This is a genomic window from Lysobacter sp. TAF61 (assembly GCF_052113485.1).
Taxonomy (GTDB): domain Bacteria; phylum Pseudomonadota; class Gammaproteobacteria; order Xanthomonadales; family Xanthomonadaceae; genus Lysobacter_J.
Map to the genome: position 1 here is coordinate 459,093 of NZ_JBFRDH010000003.1, position 19,535 is coordinate 478,627.

Genomic DNA, 19,535 nt, shown 5'->3' on the forward strand with positions numbered 1-19,535 from the left:
GCAAAGAGAGATCGCTCCCGTCCGCAAGCGGTCGGGCGAGGAAAAGAGGGGAAATCGGTTTTTTAGATCTCAGCCGGTGTTAGGTTCTGGATCTCGACGCCGTGCGCGTCTGCGCACCAGGTTCAACAATTCGCCAGCGCTAACCATGTGCATCGTTCGCCGTGCCGTATCGCGCACCAGCGCCATCCTCGAGCTGCTGCGATCGATGTCGATGAAGCCCTCGGCCGTTGCGGATTCGATCTCGCTGAGCACGCTCATCGCGATCTGCATGGCCGAGCTGGTGGTGAGACAGAACGACTCCGCGAGGTGATTCGCGCATTGCTCGAGCAGCTGCTCGGCGTTCGCGTGCGGCGGCTGCTGCCGTGTAAAGAAACGCTGGGCCTCGATGATGGCGTGCTGATTCATGCCGGCTCAGCTCCCAGGCCGAGCACGAGCTGCTGCGCGATCTCGCGCTTTTTCACGTGCTGAGAGAAAGGCAGCCTGATCTCGGGATCGGGGATCGCGCTGGGCGAGAGCGTGCGGATCGCCTCGAGACCGCAGACGAAAACATGGCCGCAGTGGTCATTGAGGCACTGATACGTGACCTCGCGAAACAGCGGCGAGAGAGCGGTGCTGGTGCGCGCACGTGCCGCGCTTTTGCAATGGGGGCAGCTCATTCCTGGCGCTTTACTCATGGCTCTCCACCTCGAGGATCTCGCCGGCCTTGATGCCGAGCAGCACAGCCGCGCGATGCGCATCACCGCGGCGGCCTTTCTTCTCGCCGGTGAGCACCTGGTAGACGGTCGAGTACGGCAGCCGATGCGTGCGGGCGAAGGCCGCCACCGAAATTCCCTGGCGCTCCAATTCCGCGCGGGCGGCTTCCGGTGTCCGGGTCTGCGCTCCGTTCACGTTCGACATAGGTTAGAAATGGGTAAATTGGTGAAGGTACGTTCACGGTAGGGAAGGATTCTTCCCTTGTCAAGCTGTTTTGGGGAACTATTGTGGATATAGGAACGAGGCTCAAGAAAGAGCGCCTCAGGCTGGGAAAGAGTCAGGCCGAGATGGCTGATGAGCTGGGGGTCGCGAAAAAGTCACAGACGAATTACGAGCTAGGGCACGCCGCACCATCGGCGCCCTACCTGGCCGGCGCCGCTCGCCTGGGCGTTGATGTGGTCTATGTGCTCACCGGCGCCACGTCGCAGGCGCTCGGCGGCGATGAGGCCGAGCTGCTGCGCACATTCCGCGCGGCATCGCCTGAGCTGCAGGCGGCCGCACTGCGAGCGCTTGGCGTGGTGGCCGTGCCTGGCGCAGCTGCGGGATCGCGCGTGGCGATCGCCGGCGGCGAGCAGGGTCAAGTTTTCGCGGGCGATGCTCACCAGGAAAATGTGAGCATCCGCGTCGGCGGCAAAAAAAGGGGTCGCAAGATCTGACGCCCAGCGGCATTTTCGGCCGCGTAGTGGCCGGCAGTATCGAGATCGGCAAACTCGGAATAACGGTGGTGTGCGCGAACGAATGCACGCCAGAGCGGCGACGACAGTGCGCAGATAATCACCGCCGCCGTGCTGGCATCGTTGCCGCGCCGGCCCGTGTCATACCCATCAACGCGCGCAAGCGCTCCACCAGCTGAAAGGGACTCAGTGAAAGCGATCACGAAGATCGCGCTCGGCGTGCTGGCCACGTCGATCGCGCTGCTCATCATCCTCCCGAGCAATCCACCAGGCGCCGCCAACGCGCCCCAGGGCGCCGCGGATCCGTCCGCACGCGCCGATGCACCGGCGGAATCCTCCGCGCCGCCTGCAGCCGCTCAGGCGCAGCCGGCAGCGGATCCGGCAGCTCTGGCCAGCGAGACGATCGGCTTCCTCGAGACATCGATCGAGGATCTGCGCCGCGGCCTCGAGGCCCGCGATGCCCAGGGGATCAGCGATGAGATCGAATGGCCGGCGATCCGGCTGATCGGCCGATGGCAGGAAGTTCCGACAGATCTGCGACAGCCTTACGCGGCGTGCTTTGAAGCGCTCGACGCGATGCGGATCCTGGCGGGAGATCTCACCGGCGGCGCCGATAGCCTGGCGCGACGCCGCTCGATCGAGGAAGGTGCGAGCACCGTCGATCGCTCGCTTTCGGCGTGTCGCGCGGGATCGGAACGCGGTCACAATTCCGCGGGGTAAGCGGTTGGGCCATTGGTCCGAATTCTGAAACTATGAAATTCAAAAAGCCGCCGGTTTCCCGGCGGCTTTTTTGTCTCGTTGATGCTAGCGCTGCTGCTGCGGCGGCCGCGGAACCTTGCCGCCGCCGCCATAACTCCCGCCGGCGCCGCCGGTGCTGCTGCTCGCCTTGCGGCGCTTGCGATAGACGATCACGGCGACGACAACGGCGACAACGATCACGGCGATCAGGATCTTCATGGCGGGTTTCCTCTTCTGGGGTTGGCAGCGTTCCACCTGCAGCGATCAGCTGCTGGCATCGGTTTCGAGCTCGAGCGCGGTGGTGAATCCCGCGCTGCCGCTGATGGTGTGCGTGGTCTTGGCGATGAGCCATTTCGTCTCATCGATCTCGCGCTTGAATCCGCTCACGCGCAGTTTCTGCTCGGGATACAGATCCGCTCGGCCGAGCGCGAGCGTGTAGCCCATCGTCGCGGCGCCGCGCTGGATGCGCTGCCATTCCGCGGCTGCGTGCTCGCGTGCCTCGGCCTCGCTGTTAAACGTCTCGCGCAGGCGCTTCGCGTCGCCGCTTTCGCCGATCAGCACTGATTTCCGGTTAGCGCCTGGCGTGTTGTTCCAGTAGGCGCGGACGCCGCTGAATGTGTCGCGGTCGGCGAGCGCGTAGCGATGCTGATCGCCATCTCGGCGGGTGATCACTGCACCAGGGAGCGCGATGCCGCTCGGCGTCTTGCCGCTGCCGATAGGGGCGAAGAGCAGGGCGCCGGCCTTGACGGTGGCCATCGCATCGAAGCGCTGGCCGAGCCGGCTGAGCAGGTGCACATCGCTCTCATTCACTTGATCCAGGTGCGGGATCGCGATGCCTGCGAGCCGCTGCTCGATGCGCACCTGCAGGCCGTGCTCGCCGGCGATGTTGCGGATGATCGTGCCCAGGGTGGCGCTATGCCAGCTGCGCTCGCGCCTGGTGCGCAGCGGATGCGTGAGATCCGCGCTGCGGGCGCGGATGGTGATGAGATCCGGCGCGCCGGTGTGCTCGACTTCATCAACGCGGAAGCGGCCTTTCTCGATCAGTCCGGAATCGGCCCAGCCGATCGCTACGCTCAGCTCGACGCCGCGCCGCGGCAGTGCCATCCGGCCGTCATGGTCGTGAATGCGCAGATCGAGCTGATCGGCCTCGCCGCCACGCGCCTCGCTCAGCGTGAGATCGAGCAGCCTGGGGCGGATCTTGTCGGTGAGATCCTTGCCATCGAGCACAACGCGCCACGCGGGCACGGCGTAAGCGGCGGCCGTCACGCCGAGGCCTCGGCCGTCTGCGAGTCCTCGGCCATCGCTTCATCATCGACGCGGGTGAGCGAGATATTGAATTCAATGCGGCGCGGCGTGCCATCGGTGAAAAACAGGCTGCTCGTTTCCTCGAGGCCATCGATCACATACGCGCCGTGCACCTGGCCGGCGCCGTCCACCAGGGAGAGCGGCCGGCCTTCGTCTGCCAGGCTGCGGATCGTCTCGAGCGAGGCCGGCGTGCCGGTGATCTCGGGCGCCACCAGGCCGCTCAGCTTGATCGTGTCATCACCAGGCCCGACAAACTGCCGGGCCGCACGCGCGCCCACGCGCTCGCTGCTCGCGTGCCGCCAGCTGCTCGATCGCTGAAGCTGCTGATAGGCCAGCGTCGAGAGGGAGAAAACAAACGTGCCCAGGGCCATCATCATCGCGGCGATCCTTTAATTTCCGTAATCGCCCAGGCGCGAGCGCGTGCGTGCCTGCCTCTCGCGCTCGATGCGCTCGATCTCGGCGCGCACCAGCTGCGCGATGTCCTGGGCGGCCGCGCCTGGCGCGGCGTTGATCGTGATGTTGTAGATCGCACCAGGCGCGGTCGTAGCGCTCGAGGGCGGCGCCAGCGGCGGACGGTGATCGATGGCCACCGCCGGCGCTGCTGCGGCGCCCAGGGCGATCCCGGCGCCCACCTGGCGCATGTTGCCGGCGACGGCACTGAGCGCTCGGATCGGGAGGCCGCGGCTGCGATCGAGGCCGCCGGCGAGGCCTGCCATCGTGTAATCGCCCAGCTGCGCGAAAACGCGCGAGGGCGAATGGATCCCGAGCTTTTGCTTGAACCAGGTCACAACCTGGCCGCCGACGCCGGTGATCGTGTCGCGCACCGCTTTCAGGCCGCCGAGCAGGCCGCCGATCAAGCCCTGCATCAGCTGGCCACCGATCGCCCTGAATCGCTCCATCAGGCTCGAGAGGAAGCCGATGATCGCGCCCCAGTTCTGCACCAGCATCCCGATCGGAGACCAGGAAAAGGCGAGCTGCATCGCACGCCATAGCAGCGAGACGGCGCCGATCACCAGGCGCAGCGGCGCGAGGATCACGGTGCCGAGCATCTGGCCGAATGCGCGGCCGTAGTTGGTCGCGTTCTGCAGCTCCGCGCTTGTGGCTTGGAATGGCGTGAGAAATTGCTTGATCCAGCCCCAGACTTGGCCGAGCACATTGCCGAGCCAAGCGAATACCGGGCGCAGGGGAGCGAAGGCCGCGGCGAGCTGCGCACCGATCGGCGCCGCCGCCTCGCTGATGCCTTGCCAGAGGCCGACCATGAAGGCCTTGATCGGCTGCCAGTATTTCCAGATCAGCACGCCAGCGACAGCCACCGCGGCGACGATCGCCAGCACCGGCGCGCTCACGCCGCCGATAATCGGCAGCAGTGCCCGCGCACCGTTGGCCAGCATCGGCAGCGCACGCGAGCCGAGCGAGCTGATCGTGCTGAGCACCGGCTGCAGGCTGATCCCCAGGGTGCTCGCTGAAAACTTCACCAGGGCCAGCGGGCCGATCACGCCGGCGATGCCCAGGGCGAGGCCGCCGAGCACCGTGAGCAGCCCCGCGATCGCGGCGGTGGCCTTGAGTATCGTGCCGGCGAGTTGCGGGTTTTCCTTGATCCAGGTGCGCACCTGGCCGAGCACGCTGCGCACGCTGCTCATCAGCTCGAGCAGCGACGGCGCCAGCGTGGCGCCCATATCCGCCGCGGCGTTGAATGCGGTGCTCTTGAGCAGCGTCCAGCCGGCCGAGAGGTTAGCCAGGCGGGCGGCGGCCTCGCGCTGCATCGATCCTTTCGCCTGGGCGTTATCGACTAGCGCCAGCTGCTTTCGATACTCGCCGAGGTTGTTGGCCAGCTTCGCGGCGTCGTCGCCGTATTCCTTGCCGAATAGCTGCGTCGCAGCGGTGATCTGATCGGCGGGGTCGAGCTTCTTGATCTGCTCGAGCACGCTGATGATCGTGCCGGTGGAATCGAAGGCCATCCGGTCCTGCAGCTTTCGCGCATCGAGGCCGAGGGTCTCGAGGCCTTTGCGGAATCGCTTGCTCTGGATCGTCGCGATCGACAGCTCGCGCACCATTGCATTCGATGCACTGGCCGCAACCTCGGGCGCAGCGCCCAGCGAGAGGAACGTGCTGCCCAGGGCAGCGGCCTTGCGGAAATCGAGCTTGTCGGCGACGCCGCCGAGGCGCTGCATCACATCGATGATGTCGCCGCCTTTGCTCAGCGCGTTGTCATCGAGGAAGTTGATCACATCGCCGAGCTGGCTGATGTTCTTGATCGGGATCTTGTAGAGGCCGGCGAGCTTGCCCATGTTCTCGCCGACTTCATCAACGGGCAGATCAAACGCCGCCGCGGTGATCGCCGTTGTCTCTGCGAACGCGAGCAGGTTCTCTTTGCCTTGGATGCCCATGCGCGCACCGGCCTCGACTAGCGCCGCGATCTCGGTGGTCGCCATTGGGATCCGCTCGGCCATCGCCTTGATCGAATCGCCGAGCTGGAAATAGAGCGGGGTGAGCTGGCCAGTACCGTCGCGGGCGCCCTGCACCTGGCGCGCCACGCCAGTCATCGCATCCTGAAAACTGGCGTAGGCCTTCACCGATGCCAGCACCGGCGCGCCGAGCACGGCGCCGGCGGCGCCCAGGGTGGCGCCTCCGCTGGCTGCAGCTCCCGCCATGCCTTGCGATTTCGCCAGCTGACGCCGAGCGAGATAGAGCTGCTGATTCTTCCTGGCGAGCTGGTCGAGCTTGATTTGCTGCTTGCCCATCACCTGCGTCGTGCGCGAAATCTCGGCGCGCAGGTGGCGCTCATGCTCGCTCAGGCGATTGATCGCGATGCCGGCGCTGGCCAGCTCGCCTTTCGATTCTTTCAGGGCGCGCAGGTTGCCCAGGTGCGCGTTTTTCAGCTTCACCGCTTCGCGCTCGGCCTTGGCCAGAGCGCGGGCGGCTTTCTGCGTGGGCGCATCCACACCTGCCATCTCGGCGCGCAGCTGTGCCGCCTTCTGATGAGCGGCTTTCATGGCGAGGCCGCTCTCGCCGGCCTGGGCACTGAGCCGGCGGAAGCCCTGCACCTGGTTCTGCGTGCGGTCGAGATCGCGCAGCTGCAGGCGGGCAGCTTTGAGCGCCTGGGCGGTCGAGCTGCTGCCCGTCGTGATCTTTCGCAGGGGAGCGGTGGCGCGATCGATCGCGCTGAGAATCACCTGCAGTTTCAGATCTGCCATTACTCCGCTCCGCTACGTTCGCGCGCTCGCTCGCGCCATTCCATCAATTCGGTGAGGGTGAATCCCTCCATCGCCGCCGGCGTCCAGTGAAAGACGGCGGCGATGTCGGCGATCGCATCCTCTACGCAGCGGGGGAGCCCATTTCCCGCACCGCTCTCGGCAGCAAAAAAGCCGAGATGCCTCCCGCCAGCTGCAGCAGATCCGCGGGATCGAGCTGGCCGACATCGTGCGCGGTGAGCGCCGGCGCGGTGATGCGCGGGAGTACCGTCTGCAGCGCGGTCACTTCCATCTGCAGCAGATCGACCAGGGACACGCCGCGCAGCTCGCCGGCTTGCGGCTTGCGCAGCTGGATCTCGGTGATCTTCTGATCGCCACGCTGCAGCGGCGTCTCGAGGATGATCGGCGGCGGTGCCGGATTGACGGTGGCCGCGGGCGCTGGGGTGGTCTTGCTCATTGCGTTCTCTCTCTCTGAAAAGGGAAGGGGAGAGGCCCGGCATTACGCCGGGCCGGGTTGCTCGATCAGGCGCCGATCGCCTGGCGCTGCGCGGCGAGACGATCCACGCCGCCGACGATCTCGATCATGTTGATCAGATCGATCTCGATCTCGGTCTGCCCGTTGATCGAGAGCTTGTAGTAGCTGCAGGCGGTCTTTACCGAAAATTCGGTATCGTCGCCGGCCTTGGCGTTGCCAAAGCCGATCTCCTGGTGCCGGCCGCGCACAACGATCTCGACGGCATCAACCGCGCCGGTATCGTCGCGCTGGTATGCACCAGCAAAGCGCAGCTGCACGCCATCGTGGCGCGTGATGCCGTACTGCCGCAGGGCGTCGCGCATGATGCCGCCGGCTTTCCATTCCAGCTCGATCGCTTCCTGCCCGTTGTCGATCTTGACGGGGCCGCTCATGCCGCCGCCGCGGTAGTCCTCCATCATGCGGCTCAGCGTGGGCGGGGTGACTTCCGCGACCTGGCCGATATAGCTCGTGCCGTCGTTGAAGAGGTTGAGGTTTTTGAGCTTCTTTGGCATTGCCATTTTCTGACTCCGGAATCAGTGAAGCGATGAGAGATCAGCCGGCGATGCGAGCGAGGCATCGCCGGCCGCGAGATCAGCCGTTGATGCGCTGCCCGAAATCGGCGAGATAGCGATCGGTGATCCGCTGGCGCAGGTTGAGGTTTTCCAGCGGCGGGACCGGCGTGAAGTCGTAATCGATGTAAAGCGATCCGCCGGCGAGCTGCTGCGGGGTGTTCGCCGCTTCGTCATACCAGGCCTTCGCATCGATGATGTACCCCGCGGATTTCAGCTCGCGGAATTTCGCATTGATGCTCTCGATGATGTCCTTCACCAGCGAGGGATGCATCGGCTTATCGATCGCCCAGGCCATGCCCTCGGCGATCGTGTCGGCGAGCACTTGGGCGGTGCGCGTGGCCGACTCAAAAGCAAAGAGCGGCTCATCGCTGCAGGTGCGCGAGCCCCAGAATCGGAAGCCGTTGAGGTTGATCAGGGTGGTGACGTCGCCGGCATTGAGCAGGCCGGCATCGGTGTTCGGATCCTGCAGATCCCAGGACACATCGCGATTCAGGCCGGTGACGCCGCTCACGGCGACATTCGAGAGCGTCTTATGCCAGCCCTGCTCCTGGTCGATCTTGGCGCGCAGGCCCAGGGCGCGAGCGGTGGCGAACGCCGGCGCCGCGAGGCTGGTGGCGCTATCCCAGGCGACAAAATCGGGATAGATGATCATCAGCTCGCGAGCGGCGAAGTCGTCGCGATAGAGCACCGCATCGGCCGGCGTGGCGCTGGCGCTCGCGCTCACGTATGCCATGCCGCGCAGCCTCTTCGCGATGATCGCCAGCTCGGTCGCCACGGCCTCGGTGTCGAGACCAGGCGCGCCCAGGATCCGCGGCCGCACGCCGAGCTGACCTTGCGCGGCGAGCAAGGCCTGCAGGCCCGTGTAGTTGCCGGTCGCGGTGCTGCCGATCACGTTGGTCGTGGTGGTCGATTCATCGGCGCCGGCCTCGACGCGGACAACGATCACGAACGGATCGCACTGATCGACGATCGCTTTCAGGCTCTTCGCGAGCGTGCCGGTCTCGCCGGCCTTGGCGATCGCGCTGCGGGCGTCGGTGAGCAGCACCGGCTTATTGAGCGGGAAGGTGAGCGCGTCGGCATCGGCGCCGGTACAGACCATGCCGATCACAGCCGTCGAGACGGTGCGCAGCGGACGGGTGCCGGTGTTGATTTCGATGACGCGGACGCCGTGATGGTATGCGTCGGGCATGGCAGCTTTCTCCAGGGTGATCAGGAACGGAAGCGGAGCGGGATGGTGAGGCGGGTGTACTCATTGGACGGCGCGACATCGGTGCGGCGTCCCTCGAGATCGAGCACAAACGCGCCGGGCATATCTCCCGGCGTGAGGCTGATGCGGGTGAGCCTGATGCGCGGCTCCCAGCGCATCAGCGCGGTCGCGGTCGCGCCAAACAACCGCACGCGCGTCGCGCCGTTCACTGGCTGATCGATCAGCTCAGGCAGCAAAGAGCCGTATTCGCGCCGCATGACACGCGACGCGATCGGCGTGGTGAGAATGTCGGCGATCGACTGCGCGAGGTGCTCGACGCCATCGATCGCGAGGCCGGTGCGGGCGCTCATTCCCCTCATTGCGGCGGCCCAGAGACAGCGCCGCCAGCGATAACGCCGAGGTGCTTGTGCCCTTTGAGACTCTTGCCGCCGCCAATCACGTCGATCTCGGCCTTCGCGGTGCCGGTGATGTCCAGGTCATCATTCACCTGGGCGTGGCCATTGATCTCGGCGGTGCCGTTGACGGTGAGCGGGCCATTGATGATCACGCCGCCATCGGCGGTGATCTCGGCCTTGCCACCGCTCGGCAGCGTGGCTTTCAGTTCGTGCGCGGCGTGGTCGTATTCGATAACGGCGCCATCGGCGAAGCGGGTGAGGTGGCGGGTTGCGCTGCTATCGGGTGCGGGGAACGCATCGGAATAGACGCCGCGCAATGCCACGGCGCCGTGCGTGTCGCCGCCTGGCGAGATGAGCATCACCTGCTCGCCGATCACCGGCGCGCTCCACTCGATGCACGTGCCAGCGCGGGGCACAAACCAGGGCACGAAATCGGTGCGGATCTCGCCGGTATCGACGCGGCAGCGCGCAGCGGCGAGATCCAGCTCGGCAACGGTGCCAAACCGGATCACGCTCGAGAGCAAACGCTGCGCTTCTGCCATCGCATCCATGCGAGCGATGTTGATGGGCTACGCGCACGCGCGCACCGCGGCTGCAGTGTGCAATGCAGATTTACAGCCGCGCCATTTTTTCGCTCGCCTTGGCGGTGTGATTACACCCAGCCATTCGCTGCGACGTTGGTATAAATGGTCGTATCCGAGACAATGCCGCCGTCGCCCTGGCCCGCGCGAGAGATGATGATGCGGATGCGGCCGTTACCGTCTTTCGATTGGGCCGAGTTTGATGGAACGCTCACGGTTCGCGATGCGCTCGTGCCCGCGTTGCGATAGCCAGTGTCCACGTATCCGCCGCTGGAATCGCCGCCAGTGTCCTCGGCGATCATGCGCACGTCGAAAGAGCCAGGCGATGTTTCCCAGGTGCCAGATGCGAGCTGCGTCGTTCCGGTGCGGACGCCTCGAGTCACGGTATAGGTGCCGTTACTCGCGAGCGCTACCGTCACGGTGGCGAACGCCGTGCCGGTTTGATTGGTCGGCGCGGAATAGCCGGCGGTGAACGTCTGGCCATTGATGGGCAGCGCATAGCGCGCCGTACCCTTCGCGGCCCAATAGTTGGAGACATCAACGCCGGCCGAGTCTCGCCAGCCGACATCGGCGCGCTTGCTGCCGTAGGCGAGTTTTGCGTAGCGGAGGGGCACGCCGGCGCTAGTGATCCACCAGGCCGTGATCCCGTCGCCTTTCACGTCGGGATCGAAGAGATCATCGAAATCGACGCCGCCGCTATAGATGCCTTTCGCCACGGTTTATCCCCTTGCCTCGAGCGAGGCGACGCGATCGGCGACGCCCAGCAATGCGGCAGATGCGAGGATGAAAAGCGGCTGATAGTTCACGCCTTCCGGGTCGCCGTTGGCGGTTCGTGTTACTGCGAAATCGAGCGGGCCATCGGCCAGCTCTTCCGCGATCACGCCCATCGCTTCGCTGCCATCGGCGCGCATCCGATACGAGACCAGGCGCAACGTGCTCAGCAGCTCGAGCGCACGCTCTGGGGTGATGTTCTCGATGTCCGTCTTGTATCGGCGGCTCGATGACTGCGCGAAGCCTGGCGCGCTCACGGTGCCGCCAACGTTCAGCCCCGCGCTCACTAGGTTGTAGGTGTTGCCATCCCAGTACAGATAGCGTGTGCCGCTGCCGAAAAAGATGACGCCGGTGCCGTCGCCTCGGTTCGCGGTGATGTCGCGGAAAGCGACGGTCTGACTGAGCGACGCCTTTGAATTCGGGTCGAAGTTGCCGGAAGTCCAAAAATTGACGTTCGTCCCGCCGGAATTGATCGCGCCGAAGTTAACGCCGCCGAGGTAGTAGATGGCCGCGCCATCGGTTCCGACGTTATGAAAGCCGACGCGAGCAGGTTGCCCATTCTCGGATGCAAACTCGGCTTGACCGTTCGCATACGCGCCGCCATCCAGCCCAGGCGGCGAGCTGCCGATGCGTTGCTTTCCGCTGAAAGAATTGCCGCCGGCGATCAAGGCTTTCGCGCTGAGTGCCGCGTCGAGGCCGGTGATCTGCGAAGTCGGCAGCGCGGGAAGCCGTGCGAGCGCAAACGTGCCGGATACGATCTCGCTCGCGGCGTGGGTGTGAGCTGACGGCGTGAACGTCGCCGGCTTGCCCGTGACCTGGCCCCAGGCGATCGCTAGCGTGGCCTGGTGCTGCGTCACGTTGCTCGCCGCGATACGCGCATCGGCGAAGGTGCCGGCGATGATGTCGGCGGCGGCGTGCGTGTGGTTGGCGGGCGGATACGTCGCCGGCTTGCCGGTGACTTCATCGAAGGTTGGCCAGCGCGTGGCCGTTGTTGGCGGGTTGGTGATGTCGGCCCAGACGTGCGAGTGAGGGGACGGTGCGAACGTGGCCGGCTTGCCGGTGAGGTTCGCCCAGGACAGATAAAAGGCGCCTTCCTGGCCGTCGAGCTTGTCGGCGTCGAGACCGTTGCCGGTGCCTTCATTGCGCAGCGCTGCGGATCCCAGCTCGAGCGCCGTGCGGATGAGCGCAGCGGTCGCCAGCGAGAGCAAGCCCTTCACGAATGCGGACGGGGCGCCAGCTCCGAAGCGCGAATCGAGCAGCGCTTTCAGGCCTTTCGGGTGCACGGCGCGGGTGTTGTCGGCGCCGGTCGCGGTCTCGGCATCGGTGGCCATCTCGAGCACGCCGGGCACCGTCTCGGTGCCTGGCGGGTTGAGCCAGTTGGTATCGCCAAACGTGAGGCTAGTGGCCTCGATCTGCGTGAATACGACATCGGCGGCGAGCAGCATCATCGCCTGCGCCGACTTCTCGAGGATCGTCGTGGCCTGGCTGTAGAGCGCGAGCAGCGTGCCATCGGCCGCATACAGGCCGAATCCGCGCAGCGTGTAAACGTCGGCGCTATCGTCGCGAATGGTCACGTGAATCGTGTCATTCGCGACCGCGGCGCCGGCAAACGTGCTGAGCCGTTTCAGCTCACCAGGTAGCACCAGGTCGCCGGCGTCGGCGGTGAATACCTGGTCAGTGATGCCGATCTGCGAGACCAGCACCGGGCCGGTGCCGGTGTTCTCGGCGTTGACGATCGCGGCGAAGCCTGCGGCGGTGACGATGAGCTGCATCTCGGATCCCTTATGGTTCGACGGCCTGCAGCTGCAGGCGACGGTAAACGGCGGCGCGAGCACCGGCGCCGGCGCCGATGCGTCCGATCGCCTGCAGGCCTTGCGTAAACGTGAAGTGAGAGCGCACCGGCTTCGTGCGAGAGACTTCGCCGATCACGTCATCAACGAATTGAGCGGTGGCGGTCTCGCCGCCTTCGCCGGCGACGGTGAGCAGCATCTCGAAGGTGTGCGGAGCACCTGGCGGATCCAGCTGAAACCATTCGCGCAGCTGCACCGATCCACCGAAAGCCGCGACAACCTGGCGCACGCTTTGCGCGGTGCCCTTTCGGCGCTGAATGTCGAGCGCCGTGCGCAACCTGGCGCGCTTGATGTGCTCTGGCCAGTACGGTTTCCACGCATCAACGGAAAGCGCCCAGGCGAGCCAGGGCAGCAGCTCGGCCGGGCAGGTGTCCGGATCCCAGAGATCGCGCAGCGGCGTCGGCACATCGCCGATGCGCGCGGTGGCGGCCTCGATGGCACGCTCGGAGCTGCTCGCGTTCGGCGGGAGCAATGCCTTACTCATCAACGCCGCCGGGTGTGATGGTGATCTCGGTGCAATGCGAGGCCTGCGTGCGGCTGATTACGATGTCGGCGAGCGGGGAATGCAGCTCGACGCGCTGCACGCCCTCCGAATGCAGCACCGAAAAGATGCCCGAGAGGGGCACATCGCGGCCCAGGCGATGCGATGCCTCGATGTAGGCCTCGAGGCGCTTGAGAGACTCGGCGAGCACAAGCGCCGAATCGGGGCCGGCGTATGTGTAAACGGTCGCCTGCACCGCATAGGGAACGATGGTGGCGCCTTGCACCGTCACGTGATCGGTGAGCGGTCGCACCGAATCATCGGCCAGCGCCGCGGCGACTTTCGCCACCAGGGGCGCCGATGGCGCGCCGTTGCCATCGCGCGAGAGCACGGTAACGACAACTTCGCCGGGCGTCGGACTGGTGGCGCTGGCGTCGAGCACGTCGGGATCGGCGCTGAGCGCGTGAAAGATATAGGCGCCCTCGGGACCGGCGACGGAATAGCCCTCTGGCGCGAGCTGGATCCGCCGGCGAAATTCGGTGTCGCTCTCCATCGTCGGCGGGATGCTATTGAGCGGATCGCCGGGCTCGAGCTCGAGGCGAGTGACGCCGAGCAGCACGCCCAGGTGATCGAGATCCGATCCGATCGCATAGGCGAGCATCACCGCACGCGCGGCCTCATTGCAGCGCTGCCGCACCAGCATCTCGCGAAAGGCGCAGACCTGCAGCACCTTATAGGCCGGGTCTGATTCGGTGAGCGCCGTGAATTGCGGATCTCGAGCGCGGAGATCCGCCAGCATCGCGGCGAGAATCGCCTCGTAACTGATCAGCTCGACAACGGCGGGCGCCGGAAGCCGCGACAGATCGACGGCGGTGAAAGTGGACATGGGCGAGGCCTTCGCGGAGTGCGATCAGGCTCGCCGGCGCACCTATTGCTCGCAACGCCGCGGCGCTGTGCAATCGGCATTTACAGCTGCGCACGTTATGCGTTCAGCGGGTGAGGTGCTCGAGCAGAATATCGCGGATCATTTCGCGATCTCGGTCGGTGAAGCCGAGCAGCTCGCGCCGCTCATAGCGAACCTGCTCACCGTTTCGGCTCGCGCGATCGCTTAGCCCTTCCTGGTGCACGCGGGCGATGCGTGCCACGCGCCCCAGGAAGCCGATCGAAACCTGCGCGGCGTCCGCCTGCAGCCGTAGGTGATTCGCCTGGCGGATCTTCTTGAACATAGCGCCGCGCTTGATGTCGCCGGCGCGATCGCGCATCCGCTGCACCTTGCGGGGCGCGTAGCGGGTGCCGTCTGGGTTCTTTTGCTCTCCGATGCGCTGCTGCTGCGATCGCCGCAGAGCGACGCCGATGCGCCTGGCCAGCGCACGCCGCTCGCCGGCCTGCAGCTTTTCCAGCAGCGGGCCGGCCCATTCCTCGAGCTGCTCGAGATCTGCCATCCGTTAGGCCGCCGGCGTGTCCCATTCGGCGAGCAGCTCGCCTTTGCAGTACAGGCGCCAGTGCCCGCCGGCGAGATTCGGCTCGAGCAGCGGCTCGGGATAGTGCTCGACGTTGTAGCCGTCGCCGGCTTCGTTCGCGTGCACGCCCACGCTCTCGGTGAGCGGGATCTTGATGCGCAAATCGATCAGATCATTCGCGACTAGCTCGGCATCGAATGCGATCGCACCGTGCTTATCGAAATTCTGCAGCAGATCGATCTGATGCACCGCCAGCCACGCGAGCAGGGGAACCATGATGGCGTCCGGGTGCGCAGCGAAGTCGGTGAGGATCATCGTGAGCGTGTAGCGGTACTCAAACGAGAGACCGGCCGCGCCGGTGCTCACGATGCTCCCGGCATCGATGAAGATCTGCAGCTGCTCGGGATTGCTCTGCAGCTGCGGCACCGCGGCGGTGATGTGGGCGCGAAGGCTGTCCGGCTTAATCACGGCTCGAGGCCTCCGACCAGCTGCGCACGTATTCCTGCAGCGCCGTTAGTTGCTCGGCGTTTTCGTGGCAGATGGCGTAGTTACCGGCGACGGTTTCGGCGACGGTAGAGAGCGCAACGCCTGGGGCGGGCGCATCAGGATCTCGGCCGGATTCGGCGAGGGGTACGTTTTCGGCTGCGGCGTTGTGCACGCTGACAAAGCCAGCAGGCACATCACAGCGAGCATCGGCGTTCTCGGTGACATAAACGGGGATCTCCCTGGTGATGGCTTCGGCTTTCTCGCGCACGATCTTCACGCGATCGACGTACCTGGTCACGATGCGCACATTTCCACGCGCCTCATCGAGCTCGACCTGCAGGCGCTTCGCGGTGGTCTCGGCCGCGGTGGCGCGTTTGTCGGAGTGATTCACTCGAGCATCTTGGGTGATGACATAGCCGCCGATCGCGCAGATCAGCAGCAGCATCAGGATCAGATCGCGTCCCATATCAGGCGACTCCCAGCGCGGCTTTCGCGCGTTGCGTTCGGTTGATTCGATCGGCGAGGCCGTTGGGCATCCGCCGCGTTTTGATGGTGCCGAGATTGATCTTGCGGCTCACGCTGAGCACGTCGCCGGTGTCGGCGATCGCGTTGAGGCCGTTGCCGTGCCAGTAGGCCGCCGCGGTGTCGGCGCCGATCGGCAGCTCGAGCACCAGCTCGGGCCGCTCGAGCAGCGGGAGATCGAGCTGCTGCTGCATCCAGGCATAGTTTCGGGCGCCGGTGAGCTGCGTGGGGCCTCGGCCGCGGTAGCGCCAGCCATCACCGCTCGCGGCGTCGCCGTTGCCCAGGCGATGCGCATAGACGCGATTCGCGATCCGCTCTGGCTGGCGGGCGTAGGCCTTTGCCGATTCCCTGGTGAAGTACTCACCGAAAACCTCGAGCAGCCTGGGCGCCGAGTAATCGAAGCTCTCGACGGTGCGCGACAGGCCGAGGCTTTCGTGCCCAAGCTGGGCGAGGAAGAGCGCGGCGCGCAGCCTGGTCGTGATGCCGAAGCGAGCCATCGATCGCTGCAGGTGCGGCAGCCATTGCGCCGCTCGAGGCGGCGGACATTGGACCGCGGCGGCGAGCTGCGCCTCAGTGAGCATTGCGGCGAGCGTGGCCGTGATCGGCAGAGAGGGGCCGGTGCGCGTGCCGGCGATCGCCGCGGGTAATCCATCGGATCCAGGTGCACGGCGCCTGCATCGCCATATAGGCCGCGAGGAAGCAGCGCAGCATCACGTCATAGCGCCCAGGCTCGGGGCCGGCGAGGGTCTCGAGGAAGGCGACGCCGCTGCTCGCCACGATCATCACCAGGACGCCCAGGCGCAGCACCAGGCGCACCGCGATCGCCAGCTCGGCCAGCTCCAAGCCGCGCAGGCCTCGGGCGCGTAGGCCGCGCAGGGCGCGCTCGAGGATGCCGCGCAGCACCAGGCGATCGCCGTGCGTGATGTGGGTGTCTTTCAGCATGGCGCAGCCGGTGAGCAATGCCACCAGCGCCGCCACGAGGCCGAGGAACGTGATCACTTGCCGCCTCCGATCGAGCGCCTGGCGCGCTCTGCTAGCGATTCCCGAATCACCGGGATCAATGTCTGCGCGAGGAACGCGATGAGCAGCGCCGTCGCCGGCGCGACTTTCTTGAAAAAGGTGAAGCCGGGGATCTCGCCCAGGACGATCGCGGCGGCCGCAGCAAAGACGGTGTAAGCGAACGCGAGGCCAAACATGCGCGCACGGCTGCCGCCTGGCTGCTCAAATACCAGGCCGGCCGCGGTGCCGGTGAGCGCCATGAACAGCACCGCCGCCGGGACGCCAACGGCGTCGAATGGCAGCGACCAGGCCACCAGACCGAAACTGCTCGAGGCCACGGCGGTTCCGGTGAGCGCTTGGATCGAGGACAGGCTAAGCGTTGATGCACTCATCAGATCAGTCCCAGAGCTGGATTAAGGCGCGGCGCGCCGGTGCGGTTGCGGCGGCGGGTTCGGGCAGCTCGATCGCGGTGCCGTGCGGCAGCACGTCGCCCAGGGTCGCGATGCCGGGATTCGCCTCGAGCGCGGCCTCGACAACGCCGGCAGTACGGCCTAGGTGCCGATAGACCAGCGCATCGAGCGTGTCGCCCTGGCGTGCATAGACGCGCATCAGATCAGCTCGATCACCGAATGCGGCTGGCCGAGAATGTCGCGCACGGCCCAGCTCGAGTTTCGGCGCTGCTCGCCGATCGAGGCATCGAGATCCTCGGCGCGGCGAAGGCCGGCGTCGGTGCTGTCAAAGTCTCGGAAGCGCTCGATCACCTCGGCTTTCAGGGCGCAGGCAACGGCGCGGCGATAGAGCAGCTCGAGGCGGTTCTCGCCATCGATCTCATCGCTGGCCACGGCAGCGAGCGAGGCCTTGCCGGCTGCGACGTGGCCGGCCTTGAACGCGGCGAGGCGGCGGTTGATGTCGGTGATCGCGTAGCGGCCGGCGTCGCGCAGCCGATCCTCGGTGATCGTGCCATCGAGCCGCACGGTGGCGCGGATCCAGGCGATCGACAGATCAGGAAACCAGCCATCGGATCGCATCGCATCGGCGTCGCCGCCGGCGGTGGTGATCGGTGCTGTGGCGACGAAACCGCTCATCGGGTGCTCTCTCTGGATCCAGGTGCGGCGGTGGGGCGGGATCGCGGGGAGAGAGGTCCGTTGATCCCGCCGCCGCCGCTGACGCGCTGGGCGACGCTGTTAGCTCTCGAGGGTTGCCGGGGCCGGCGCGCCTGGCTGATCCGTGCTGGCATCACCAGGCGCGCCGGTCTCCGCGGCGGTGCGCTGAGTTGCCTGGTCGGTGCTCGATGCGTTCGCGTCGGGCGCCGGGGCCGGGTTGTTTCTGAGGTAGCGCTCGAGCTGCTCGATGTTCCGCTTGACGCCGGCGCGATCGTGCAGCTGCATCGCACGGCGCAGGTGCTCGATCGACTGCTCGGCCCAGCGGCGACCATCGGCGATCGGCGTGCCTTCCTTCATCAGCGCAGCGATCGACAGGCCGAGCGCCTTTTGCAGCTTGGCGCGCACTTCATCGGGCATATCGTGCGAGCTGGTGAGCTGCTCGGTGACGTCGAGCACGCTGGCATCGAAAGAGCCGCCGGTGCTGAGCGCGGCGAGCGCCTGGTCAGAGATTTCCTCGGCGACGAGCGTGGCCGTGTCGCGCTGGTACTGCTCAGGCAGCACCAGGCCAAAGCGCAGCGCGTAATCGGCAATCTGCAGGGCGCCCAGGTGATCGCCGGCATCGATGCGCCAGACCATCACGGTCATCAGCACAGCATCTTGACCGCCGCGGCCGGCCTCGAGCACGCCATCGATCCACGGCGCATAGTCGGCGACGATCTGCCGCTTGATCTCGATCTTGCGCTCGATCGATTGGAGCTCTTTGAGTCGGCGCTTGTCCTCATACAGACGGGCGAGCATCAGCTCATAGGCATTCGCGTTGATGGGTTCGCCAACCTCCGCCGAGGCCGAAGCCTCGGCGGCGGTGACGCGCTGGAAATGTCGGCGCGCGATCGTCATGGCTTACGGCTGCAGCACGATGTTTTCGATGAGGCAGCCGGCGCCGAAATCCTCGACGACATACGCATCATTCGAGCTTTCCCAGTTCTCGATGCAGTCGCGTTTCGGGTTGTCGGTGACGGCGCGACGGCGGCCGCCTTCCTGCCAGTAGATCGAGAGGTTATCCAGGCGCGTGATCAGGATGGAATTCGCCTTCATGAAAGGCACCTGCACCGCAGAGCGGCCGCCGACGCGCTTGGCGCTGATGATCAGATCAGCGGCGACCTGCTCGGTCGCCGGGTTCGCGGCATTGACCAGCGGGAAATACTTGTCATGCAGCAGATCCGAGCCGAGCACCGCGACAAGCTGCGTATCGTTGCGGTGCCAGGGATCGACCAGGTTCGCCACGGCATCCATCACCAGGGCATCGAGGTTCTTGTAATCGGTGCCGGCGCCGGATCCGACCAGGATCTGATTCGCGCCGGCGCTCGCGCCATCAGCCAGCACGCGGGCCGGTGCCTGCTCGCGGTACTTCTGCAGCCAGCCTTTGTTTACGTCCTGCAGCAGCGGATTCGTGGCGGCGTTGGAGGTTGCGGCGCGGCTGGTGCCGTTGAAGCCGATCAGGATGCGATCGAGCGCCTGGCGGCGAATGATCGCGTCGCGCACGCGGGTCTGGAAATCGGGAAACTTCGCCCAGGCGTCGAGCTTCGCATACGGAAGATGCGTGTCGGAGTTGGTCTGGGTGCAGTGGTATCCGTTTTCATCCAGCGCGGTCGGATCCTTCGTGGCGCGGTCGGTGGTCGCGGTGTTCGTGGTGCTGGCGATCGGCGAGCCGATGCCGAGGCCGAGCTTCGCGCCGATCTGCTCGGTCACGCCGATGATGTTGATGCGGGCCAGGAAATCAGACGTTTCCTGCATCCGCGTCTCGAGGGTCTGCTGCACGCTCGGATCGACGCTGAATTTCTGCTCAGCGGAGGGGACGCCGTTGAGCTGGGCGATCTGCGCCAGCAGGGCGGAATAAAGCAGGCGGGTGTTGTTGCGCATGGTTCTCTGACTC

Annotated in this window: 29 protein-coding genes; 2 read left to right on the top strand and 27 right to left on the bottom strand. The window is 65.9% G+C overall.

All coding sequences use genetic code 11. From position 1 onward, the window contains the following. Positions 1 to 69 precede the first annotated feature (69 nt). From AB4Y64_RS09725 to AB4Y64_RS09735, 3 genes are read right to left on the bottom strand one after another with little or no spacing between them, the layout of a single operon-like run. Entirely contained in the window at positions 70 to 405 is a 336-nt protein-coding gene (locus AB4Y64_RS09725; protein ID WP_441816237.1) for a hypothetical protein, read from the bottom strand. Further along, on the bottom strand, positions 402 to 674 hold the full coding sequence (locus tag AB4Y64_RS09730; protein ID WP_441816238.1) for an ogr/Delta-like zinc finger family protein: 273 nt from the start codon (positions 672 to 674) through the stop codon (positions 402 to 404). The genes AB4Y64_RS09725 and AB4Y64_RS09730 overlap by 4 nt, the downstream gene beginning before the upstream one ends. Beyond that, positions 667 to 897 (bottom strand): DNA-binding protein, encoded by a 231-nt coding sequence (locus AB4Y64_RS09735; RefSeq protein ID WP_441816239.1) that lies wholly within the window; start codon positions 895 to 897, stop codon positions 667 to 669. The genes AB4Y64_RS09730 and AB4Y64_RS09735 overlap by 8 nt, the downstream gene beginning before the upstream one ends. Before the next feature lie 83 nt (positions 898 to 980). On the opposite strand from AB4Y64_RS09735, the gene AB4Y64_RS09740 reads away from it, so the two are divergent. Continuing rightward, the gene (locus AB4Y64_RS09740) at positions 981 to 1,409 is read left to right on the top strand and encodes a helix-turn-helix domain-containing protein (RefSeq protein WP_441816240.1); all 429 of its coding nucleotides are present in this window, start codon (positions 981 to 983) and stop codon (positions 1,407 to 1,409) included. Positions 1,410 to 1,616: 207 nt separating this feature from the next. Beyond that, positions 1,617 to 2,147, top strand: coding sequence for a hypothetical protein (locus AB4Y64_RS09745; protein WP_441816241.1), 531 nt, complete (start codon positions 1,617 to 1,619; stop codon positions 2,145 to 2,147). A gap of 84 nt (positions 2,148 to 2,231) precedes the next feature. Here the strand turns inward: AB4Y64_RS09745 and AB4Y64_RS09750 are convergent, their stop codons facing one another. The 24 genes from AB4Y64_RS09750 to AB4Y64_RS09865 form a co-directional block, all read right to left on the bottom strand. After that, positions 2,232 to 2,384 (bottom strand): hypothetical protein, encoded by a 153-nt coding sequence (locus AB4Y64_RS09750; RefSeq protein ID WP_441816242.1) that lies wholly within the window; start codon positions 2,382 to 2,384, stop codon positions 2,232 to 2,234. Positions 2,385 to 2,429: 45 nt separating this feature from the next. Then, a complete protein-coding gene (locus tag AB4Y64_RS09755) occupies positions 2,430 to 3,431 on the bottom strand; it encodes a phage late control D family protein (RefSeq protein WP_441816243.1) in 1,002 nt (333 codons plus the stop codon). Further along, complete coding sequence (locus AB4Y64_RS09760; RefSeq protein ID WP_441816244.1) at positions 3,428 to 3,847, bottom strand: phage tail protein; 420 nt, start codon at positions 3,845 to 3,847, stop codon at positions 3,428 to 3,430. The genes AB4Y64_RS09755 and AB4Y64_RS09760 overlap by 4 nt, the downstream gene beginning before the upstream one ends. Before the next feature lie 12 nt (positions 3,848 to 3,859). Then, complete coding sequence (locus AB4Y64_RS09765; RefSeq protein WP_441816245.1) at positions 3,860 to 6,664, bottom strand: phage tail tape measure protein; 2,805 nt, start codon at positions 6,662 to 6,664, stop codon at positions 3,860 to 3,862. Continuing rightward, positions 6,664 to 6,735: a GpE family phage tail protein gene (locus tag AB4Y64_RS09770; protein WP_441816340.1), complete on the bottom strand. Its 72-nt coding sequence runs from the start codon at positions 6,733 to 6,735 to the stop codon at positions 6,664 to 6,666. Before AB4Y64_RS09770 ends, AB4Y64_RS09765 begins: the two co-directional genes overlap by 1 nt. A 50-nt stretch (positions 6,736 to 6,785) precedes the next feature. Beyond that, on the bottom strand, positions 6,786 to 7,118 hold the full coding sequence (locus AB4Y64_RS09775; RefSeq protein ID WP_441816246.1) for a phage tail assembly protein: 333 nt from the start codon (positions 7,116 to 7,118) through the stop codon (positions 6,786 to 6,788). Positions 7,119 to 7,183: 65 nt separating this feature from the next. Then, entirely contained in the window at positions 7,184 to 7,693 is a 510-nt protein-coding gene (locus tag AB4Y64_RS09780) for a phage major tail tube protein (RefSeq protein WP_441816247.1), read from the bottom strand. A gap of 73 nt (positions 7,694 to 7,766) precedes the next feature. Beyond that, on the bottom strand, positions 7,767 to 8,936 hold the full coding sequence (locus AB4Y64_RS09785; RefSeq protein ID WP_441816248.1) for a phage tail sheath protein: 1,170 nt from the start codon (positions 8,934 to 8,936) through the stop codon (positions 7,767 to 7,769). 20 nt (positions 8,937 to 8,956) lie between these two features. Further along, positions 8,957 to 9,313 (bottom strand): GPW/gp25 family protein, encoded by a 357-nt coding sequence (locus AB4Y64_RS09790; RefSeq protein WP_441816249.1) that lies wholly within the window; start codon positions 9,311 to 9,313, stop codon positions 8,957 to 8,959. Beyond that, positions 9,310 to 9,891, bottom strand: a complete 582-nt coding sequence (locus AB4Y64_RS09795) for a phage baseplate assembly protein V (protein WP_441816341.1) — start codon at positions 9,889 to 9,891, stop codon at positions 9,310 to 9,312. Before AB4Y64_RS09795 ends, AB4Y64_RS09790 begins: the two co-directional genes overlap by 4 nt. 110 nt (positions 9,892 to 10,001) lie before the next feature. Next, positions 10,002 to 10,646, bottom strand: a complete 645-nt coding sequence (locus tag AB4Y64_RS09800) for a hypothetical protein (protein WP_441816250.1) — start codon at positions 10,644 to 10,646, stop codon at positions 10,002 to 10,004. 3 nt (positions 10,647 to 10,649) lie between these two features. Next, the gene (locus AB4Y64_RS09805; RefSeq protein ID WP_441816251.1) at positions 10,650 to 12,473 is read right to left on the bottom strand and encodes a tail fiber domain-containing protein; all 1,824 of its coding nucleotides are present in this window, start codon (positions 12,471 to 12,473) and stop codon (positions 10,650 to 10,652) included. A 10-nt stretch (positions 12,474 to 12,483) separates the two neighbouring features. After that, the gene (locus AB4Y64_RS09810) at positions 12,484 to 13,035 is read right to left on the bottom strand and encodes a phage tail protein I (protein WP_441816252.1); all 552 of its coding nucleotides are present in this window, start codon (positions 13,033 to 13,035) and stop codon (positions 12,484 to 12,486) included. Then, complete coding sequence (locus AB4Y64_RS09815; protein ID WP_441816253.1) at positions 13,028 to 13,918, bottom strand: baseplate assembly protein; 891 nt, start codon at positions 13,916 to 13,918, stop codon at positions 13,028 to 13,030. Before AB4Y64_RS09815 ends, AB4Y64_RS09810 begins: the two co-directional genes overlap by 8 nt. Positions 13,919 to 14,021: 103 nt before the next feature. Beyond that, positions 14,022 to 14,474 carry a phage virion morphogenesis protein gene (locus AB4Y64_RS09820; protein WP_441816254.1) on the bottom strand — a complete coding sequence of 151 codons (453 nt, stop codon included), beginning with the start codon at positions 14,472 to 14,474 and terminating at the stop codon, positions 14,022 to 14,024. 3 nt (positions 14,475 to 14,477) lie between these two features. Beyond that, the gene (locus tag AB4Y64_RS09825) at positions 14,478 to 14,960 is read right to left on the bottom strand and encodes a phage tail protein (protein ID WP_441816255.1); all 483 of its coding nucleotides are present in this window, start codon (positions 14,958 to 14,960) and stop codon (positions 14,478 to 14,480) included. Next, a complete protein-coding gene (locus AB4Y64_RS09830) occupies positions 14,953 to 15,444 on the bottom strand; it encodes a hypothetical protein (RefSeq protein WP_441816256.1) in 492 nt (163 codons plus the stop codon). Before AB4Y64_RS09830 ends, AB4Y64_RS09825 begins: the two co-directional genes overlap by 8 nt. Before the next feature lies 1 nt (position 15,445). Further along, positions 15,446 to 16,081, bottom strand: coding sequence for a glycoside hydrolase family 19 protein (locus AB4Y64_RS09835; protein ID WP_441816257.1), 636 nt, complete (start codon positions 16,079 to 16,081; stop codon positions 15,446 to 15,448). Continuing rightward, positions 16,071 to 16,499 carry a hypothetical protein gene (locus AB4Y64_RS09840; protein WP_441816258.1) on the bottom strand — a complete coding sequence of 143 codons (429 nt, stop codon included), beginning with the start codon at positions 16,497 to 16,499 and terminating at the stop codon, positions 16,071 to 16,073. Before AB4Y64_RS09840 ends, AB4Y64_RS09835 begins: the two co-directional genes overlap by 11 nt. Further along, complete coding sequence (locus AB4Y64_RS09845) at positions 16,496 to 16,813, bottom strand: hypothetical protein (RefSeq protein WP_441816259.1); 318 nt, start codon at positions 16,811 to 16,813, stop codon at positions 16,496 to 16,498. Before AB4Y64_RS09845 ends, AB4Y64_RS09840 begins: the two co-directional genes overlap by 4 nt. 82 nt (positions 16,814 to 16,895) lie before the next feature. Beyond that, positions 16,896 to 17,108, bottom strand: a complete 213-nt coding sequence (locus AB4Y64_RS09850) for a tail protein X (protein WP_441816260.1) — start codon at positions 17,106 to 17,108, stop codon at positions 16,896 to 16,898. Then, positions 17,108 to 17,584: a head completion/stabilization protein gene (locus tag AB4Y64_RS09855; RefSeq protein WP_441816261.1), complete on the bottom strand. Its 477-nt coding sequence runs from the start codon at positions 17,582 to 17,584 to the stop codon at positions 17,108 to 17,110. Before AB4Y64_RS09855 ends, AB4Y64_RS09850 begins: the two co-directional genes overlap by 1 nt. A 99-nt stretch (positions 17,585 to 17,683) precedes the next feature. After that, a complete protein-coding gene (gpM, locus tag AB4Y64_RS09860; RefSeq protein WP_441816262.1) occupies positions 17,684 to 18,499 on the bottom strand; it encodes a phage terminase small subunit in 816 nt (271 codons plus the stop codon). Between the two features lie 3 nt (positions 18,500 to 18,502). Continuing rightward, positions 18,503 to 19,522 carry a phage major capsid protein, P2 family gene (locus AB4Y64_RS09865; protein WP_441816263.1) on the bottom strand — a complete coding sequence of 340 codons (1,020 nt, stop codon included), beginning with the start codon at positions 19,520 to 19,522 and terminating at the stop codon, positions 18,503 to 18,505. Positions 19,523 to 19,535 lie beyond the last annotated feature (13 nt).

Coding starts and splice junctions, on each gene's coding strand:
- AB4Y64_RS09725 (WP_441816237.1), bottom strand. CDS start 405: ATGAATCAGCACGCCATCATCGAGGCCCAGCGTTTCTTTACACGGCAG.
- AB4Y64_RS09730 (WP_441816238.1), bottom strand. CDS start 674: ATGAGTAAAGCGCCAGGAATGAGCTGCCCCCATTGCAAAAGCGCGGCA.
- AB4Y64_RS09735 (WP_441816239.1), bottom strand. CDS start 897: ATGTCGAACGTGAACGGAGCGCAGACCCGGACACCGGAAGCCGCCCGC.
- AB4Y64_RS09750 (WP_441816242.1), bottom strand. CDS start 2,384: ATGAAGATCCTGATCGCCGTGATCGTTGTCGCCGTTGTCGTCGCCGTG.
- AB4Y64_RS09760 (WP_441816244.1), bottom strand. CDS start 3,847: ATGATGATGGCCCTGGGCACGTTTGTTTTCTCCCTCTCGACGCTGGCC.
- AB4Y64_RS09765 (WP_441816245.1), bottom strand. CDS start 6,664: ATGGCAGATCTGAAACTGCAGGTGATTCTCAGCGCGATCGATCGCGCC.
- AB4Y64_RS09775 (WP_441816246.1), bottom strand. CDS start 7,118: ATGAGCAAGACCACCCCAGCGCCCGCGGCCACCGTCAATCCGGCACCG.
- AB4Y64_RS09780 (WP_441816247.1), bottom strand. CDS start 7,693: ATGGCAATGCCAAAGAAGCTCAAAAACCTCAACCTCTTCAACGACGGC.
- AB4Y64_RS09785 (WP_441816248.1), bottom strand. CDS start 8,936: ATGCCCGACGCATACCATCACGGCGTCCGCGTCATCGAAATCAACACC.
- AB4Y64_RS09790 (WP_441816249.1), bottom strand. CDS start 9,313: ATGAGGGGAATGAGCGCCCGCACCGGCCTCGCGATCGATGGCGTCGAG.
- AB4Y64_RS09795 (WP_441816341.1), bottom strand. CDS start 9,891: ATGGCAGAAGCGCAGCGTTTGCTCTCGAGCGTGATCCGGTTTGGCACC.
- AB4Y64_RS09805 (WP_441816251.1), bottom strand. CDS start 12,473: ATGCAGCTCATCGTCACCGCCGCAGGCTTCGCCGCGATCGTCAACGCC.
- AB4Y64_RS09810 (WP_441816252.1), bottom strand. CDS start 13,035: ATGAGTAAGGCATTGCTCCCGCCGAACGCGAGCAGCTCCGAGCGTGCC.
- AB4Y64_RS09815 (WP_441816253.1), bottom strand. CDS start 13,918: ATGTCCACTTTCACCGCCGTCGATCTGTCGCGGCTTCCGGCGCCCGCC.
- AB4Y64_RS09820 (WP_441816254.1), bottom strand. CDS start 14,474: ATGGCAGATCTCGAGCAGCTCGAGGAATGGGCCGGCCCGCTGCTGGAA.
- AB4Y64_RS09830 (WP_441816256.1), bottom strand. CDS start 15,444: ATGGGACGCGATCTGATCCTGATGCTGCTGCTGATCTGCGCGATCGGC.
- AB4Y64_RS09835 (WP_441816257.1), bottom strand. CDS start 16,081: ATGCTCACTGAGGCGCAGCTCGCCGCCGCGGTCCAATGTCCGCCGCCT.
- AB4Y64_RS09850 (WP_441816260.1), bottom strand. CDS start 17,108: ATGCGCGTCTATGCACGCCAGGGCGACACGCTCGATGCGCTGGTCTAT.
- AB4Y64_RS09855 (WP_441816261.1), bottom strand. CDS start 17,584: ATGAGCGGTTTCGTCGCCACAGCACCGATCACCACCGCCGGCGGCGAC.
- gpM (WP_441816262.1), bottom strand. CDS start 18,499: ATGACGATCGCGCGCCGACATTTCCAGCGCGTCACCGCCGCCGAGGCT.
- AB4Y64_RS09865 (WP_441816263.1), bottom strand. CDS start 19,522: ATGCGCAACAACACCCGCCTGCTTTATTCCGCCCTGCTGGCGCAGATC.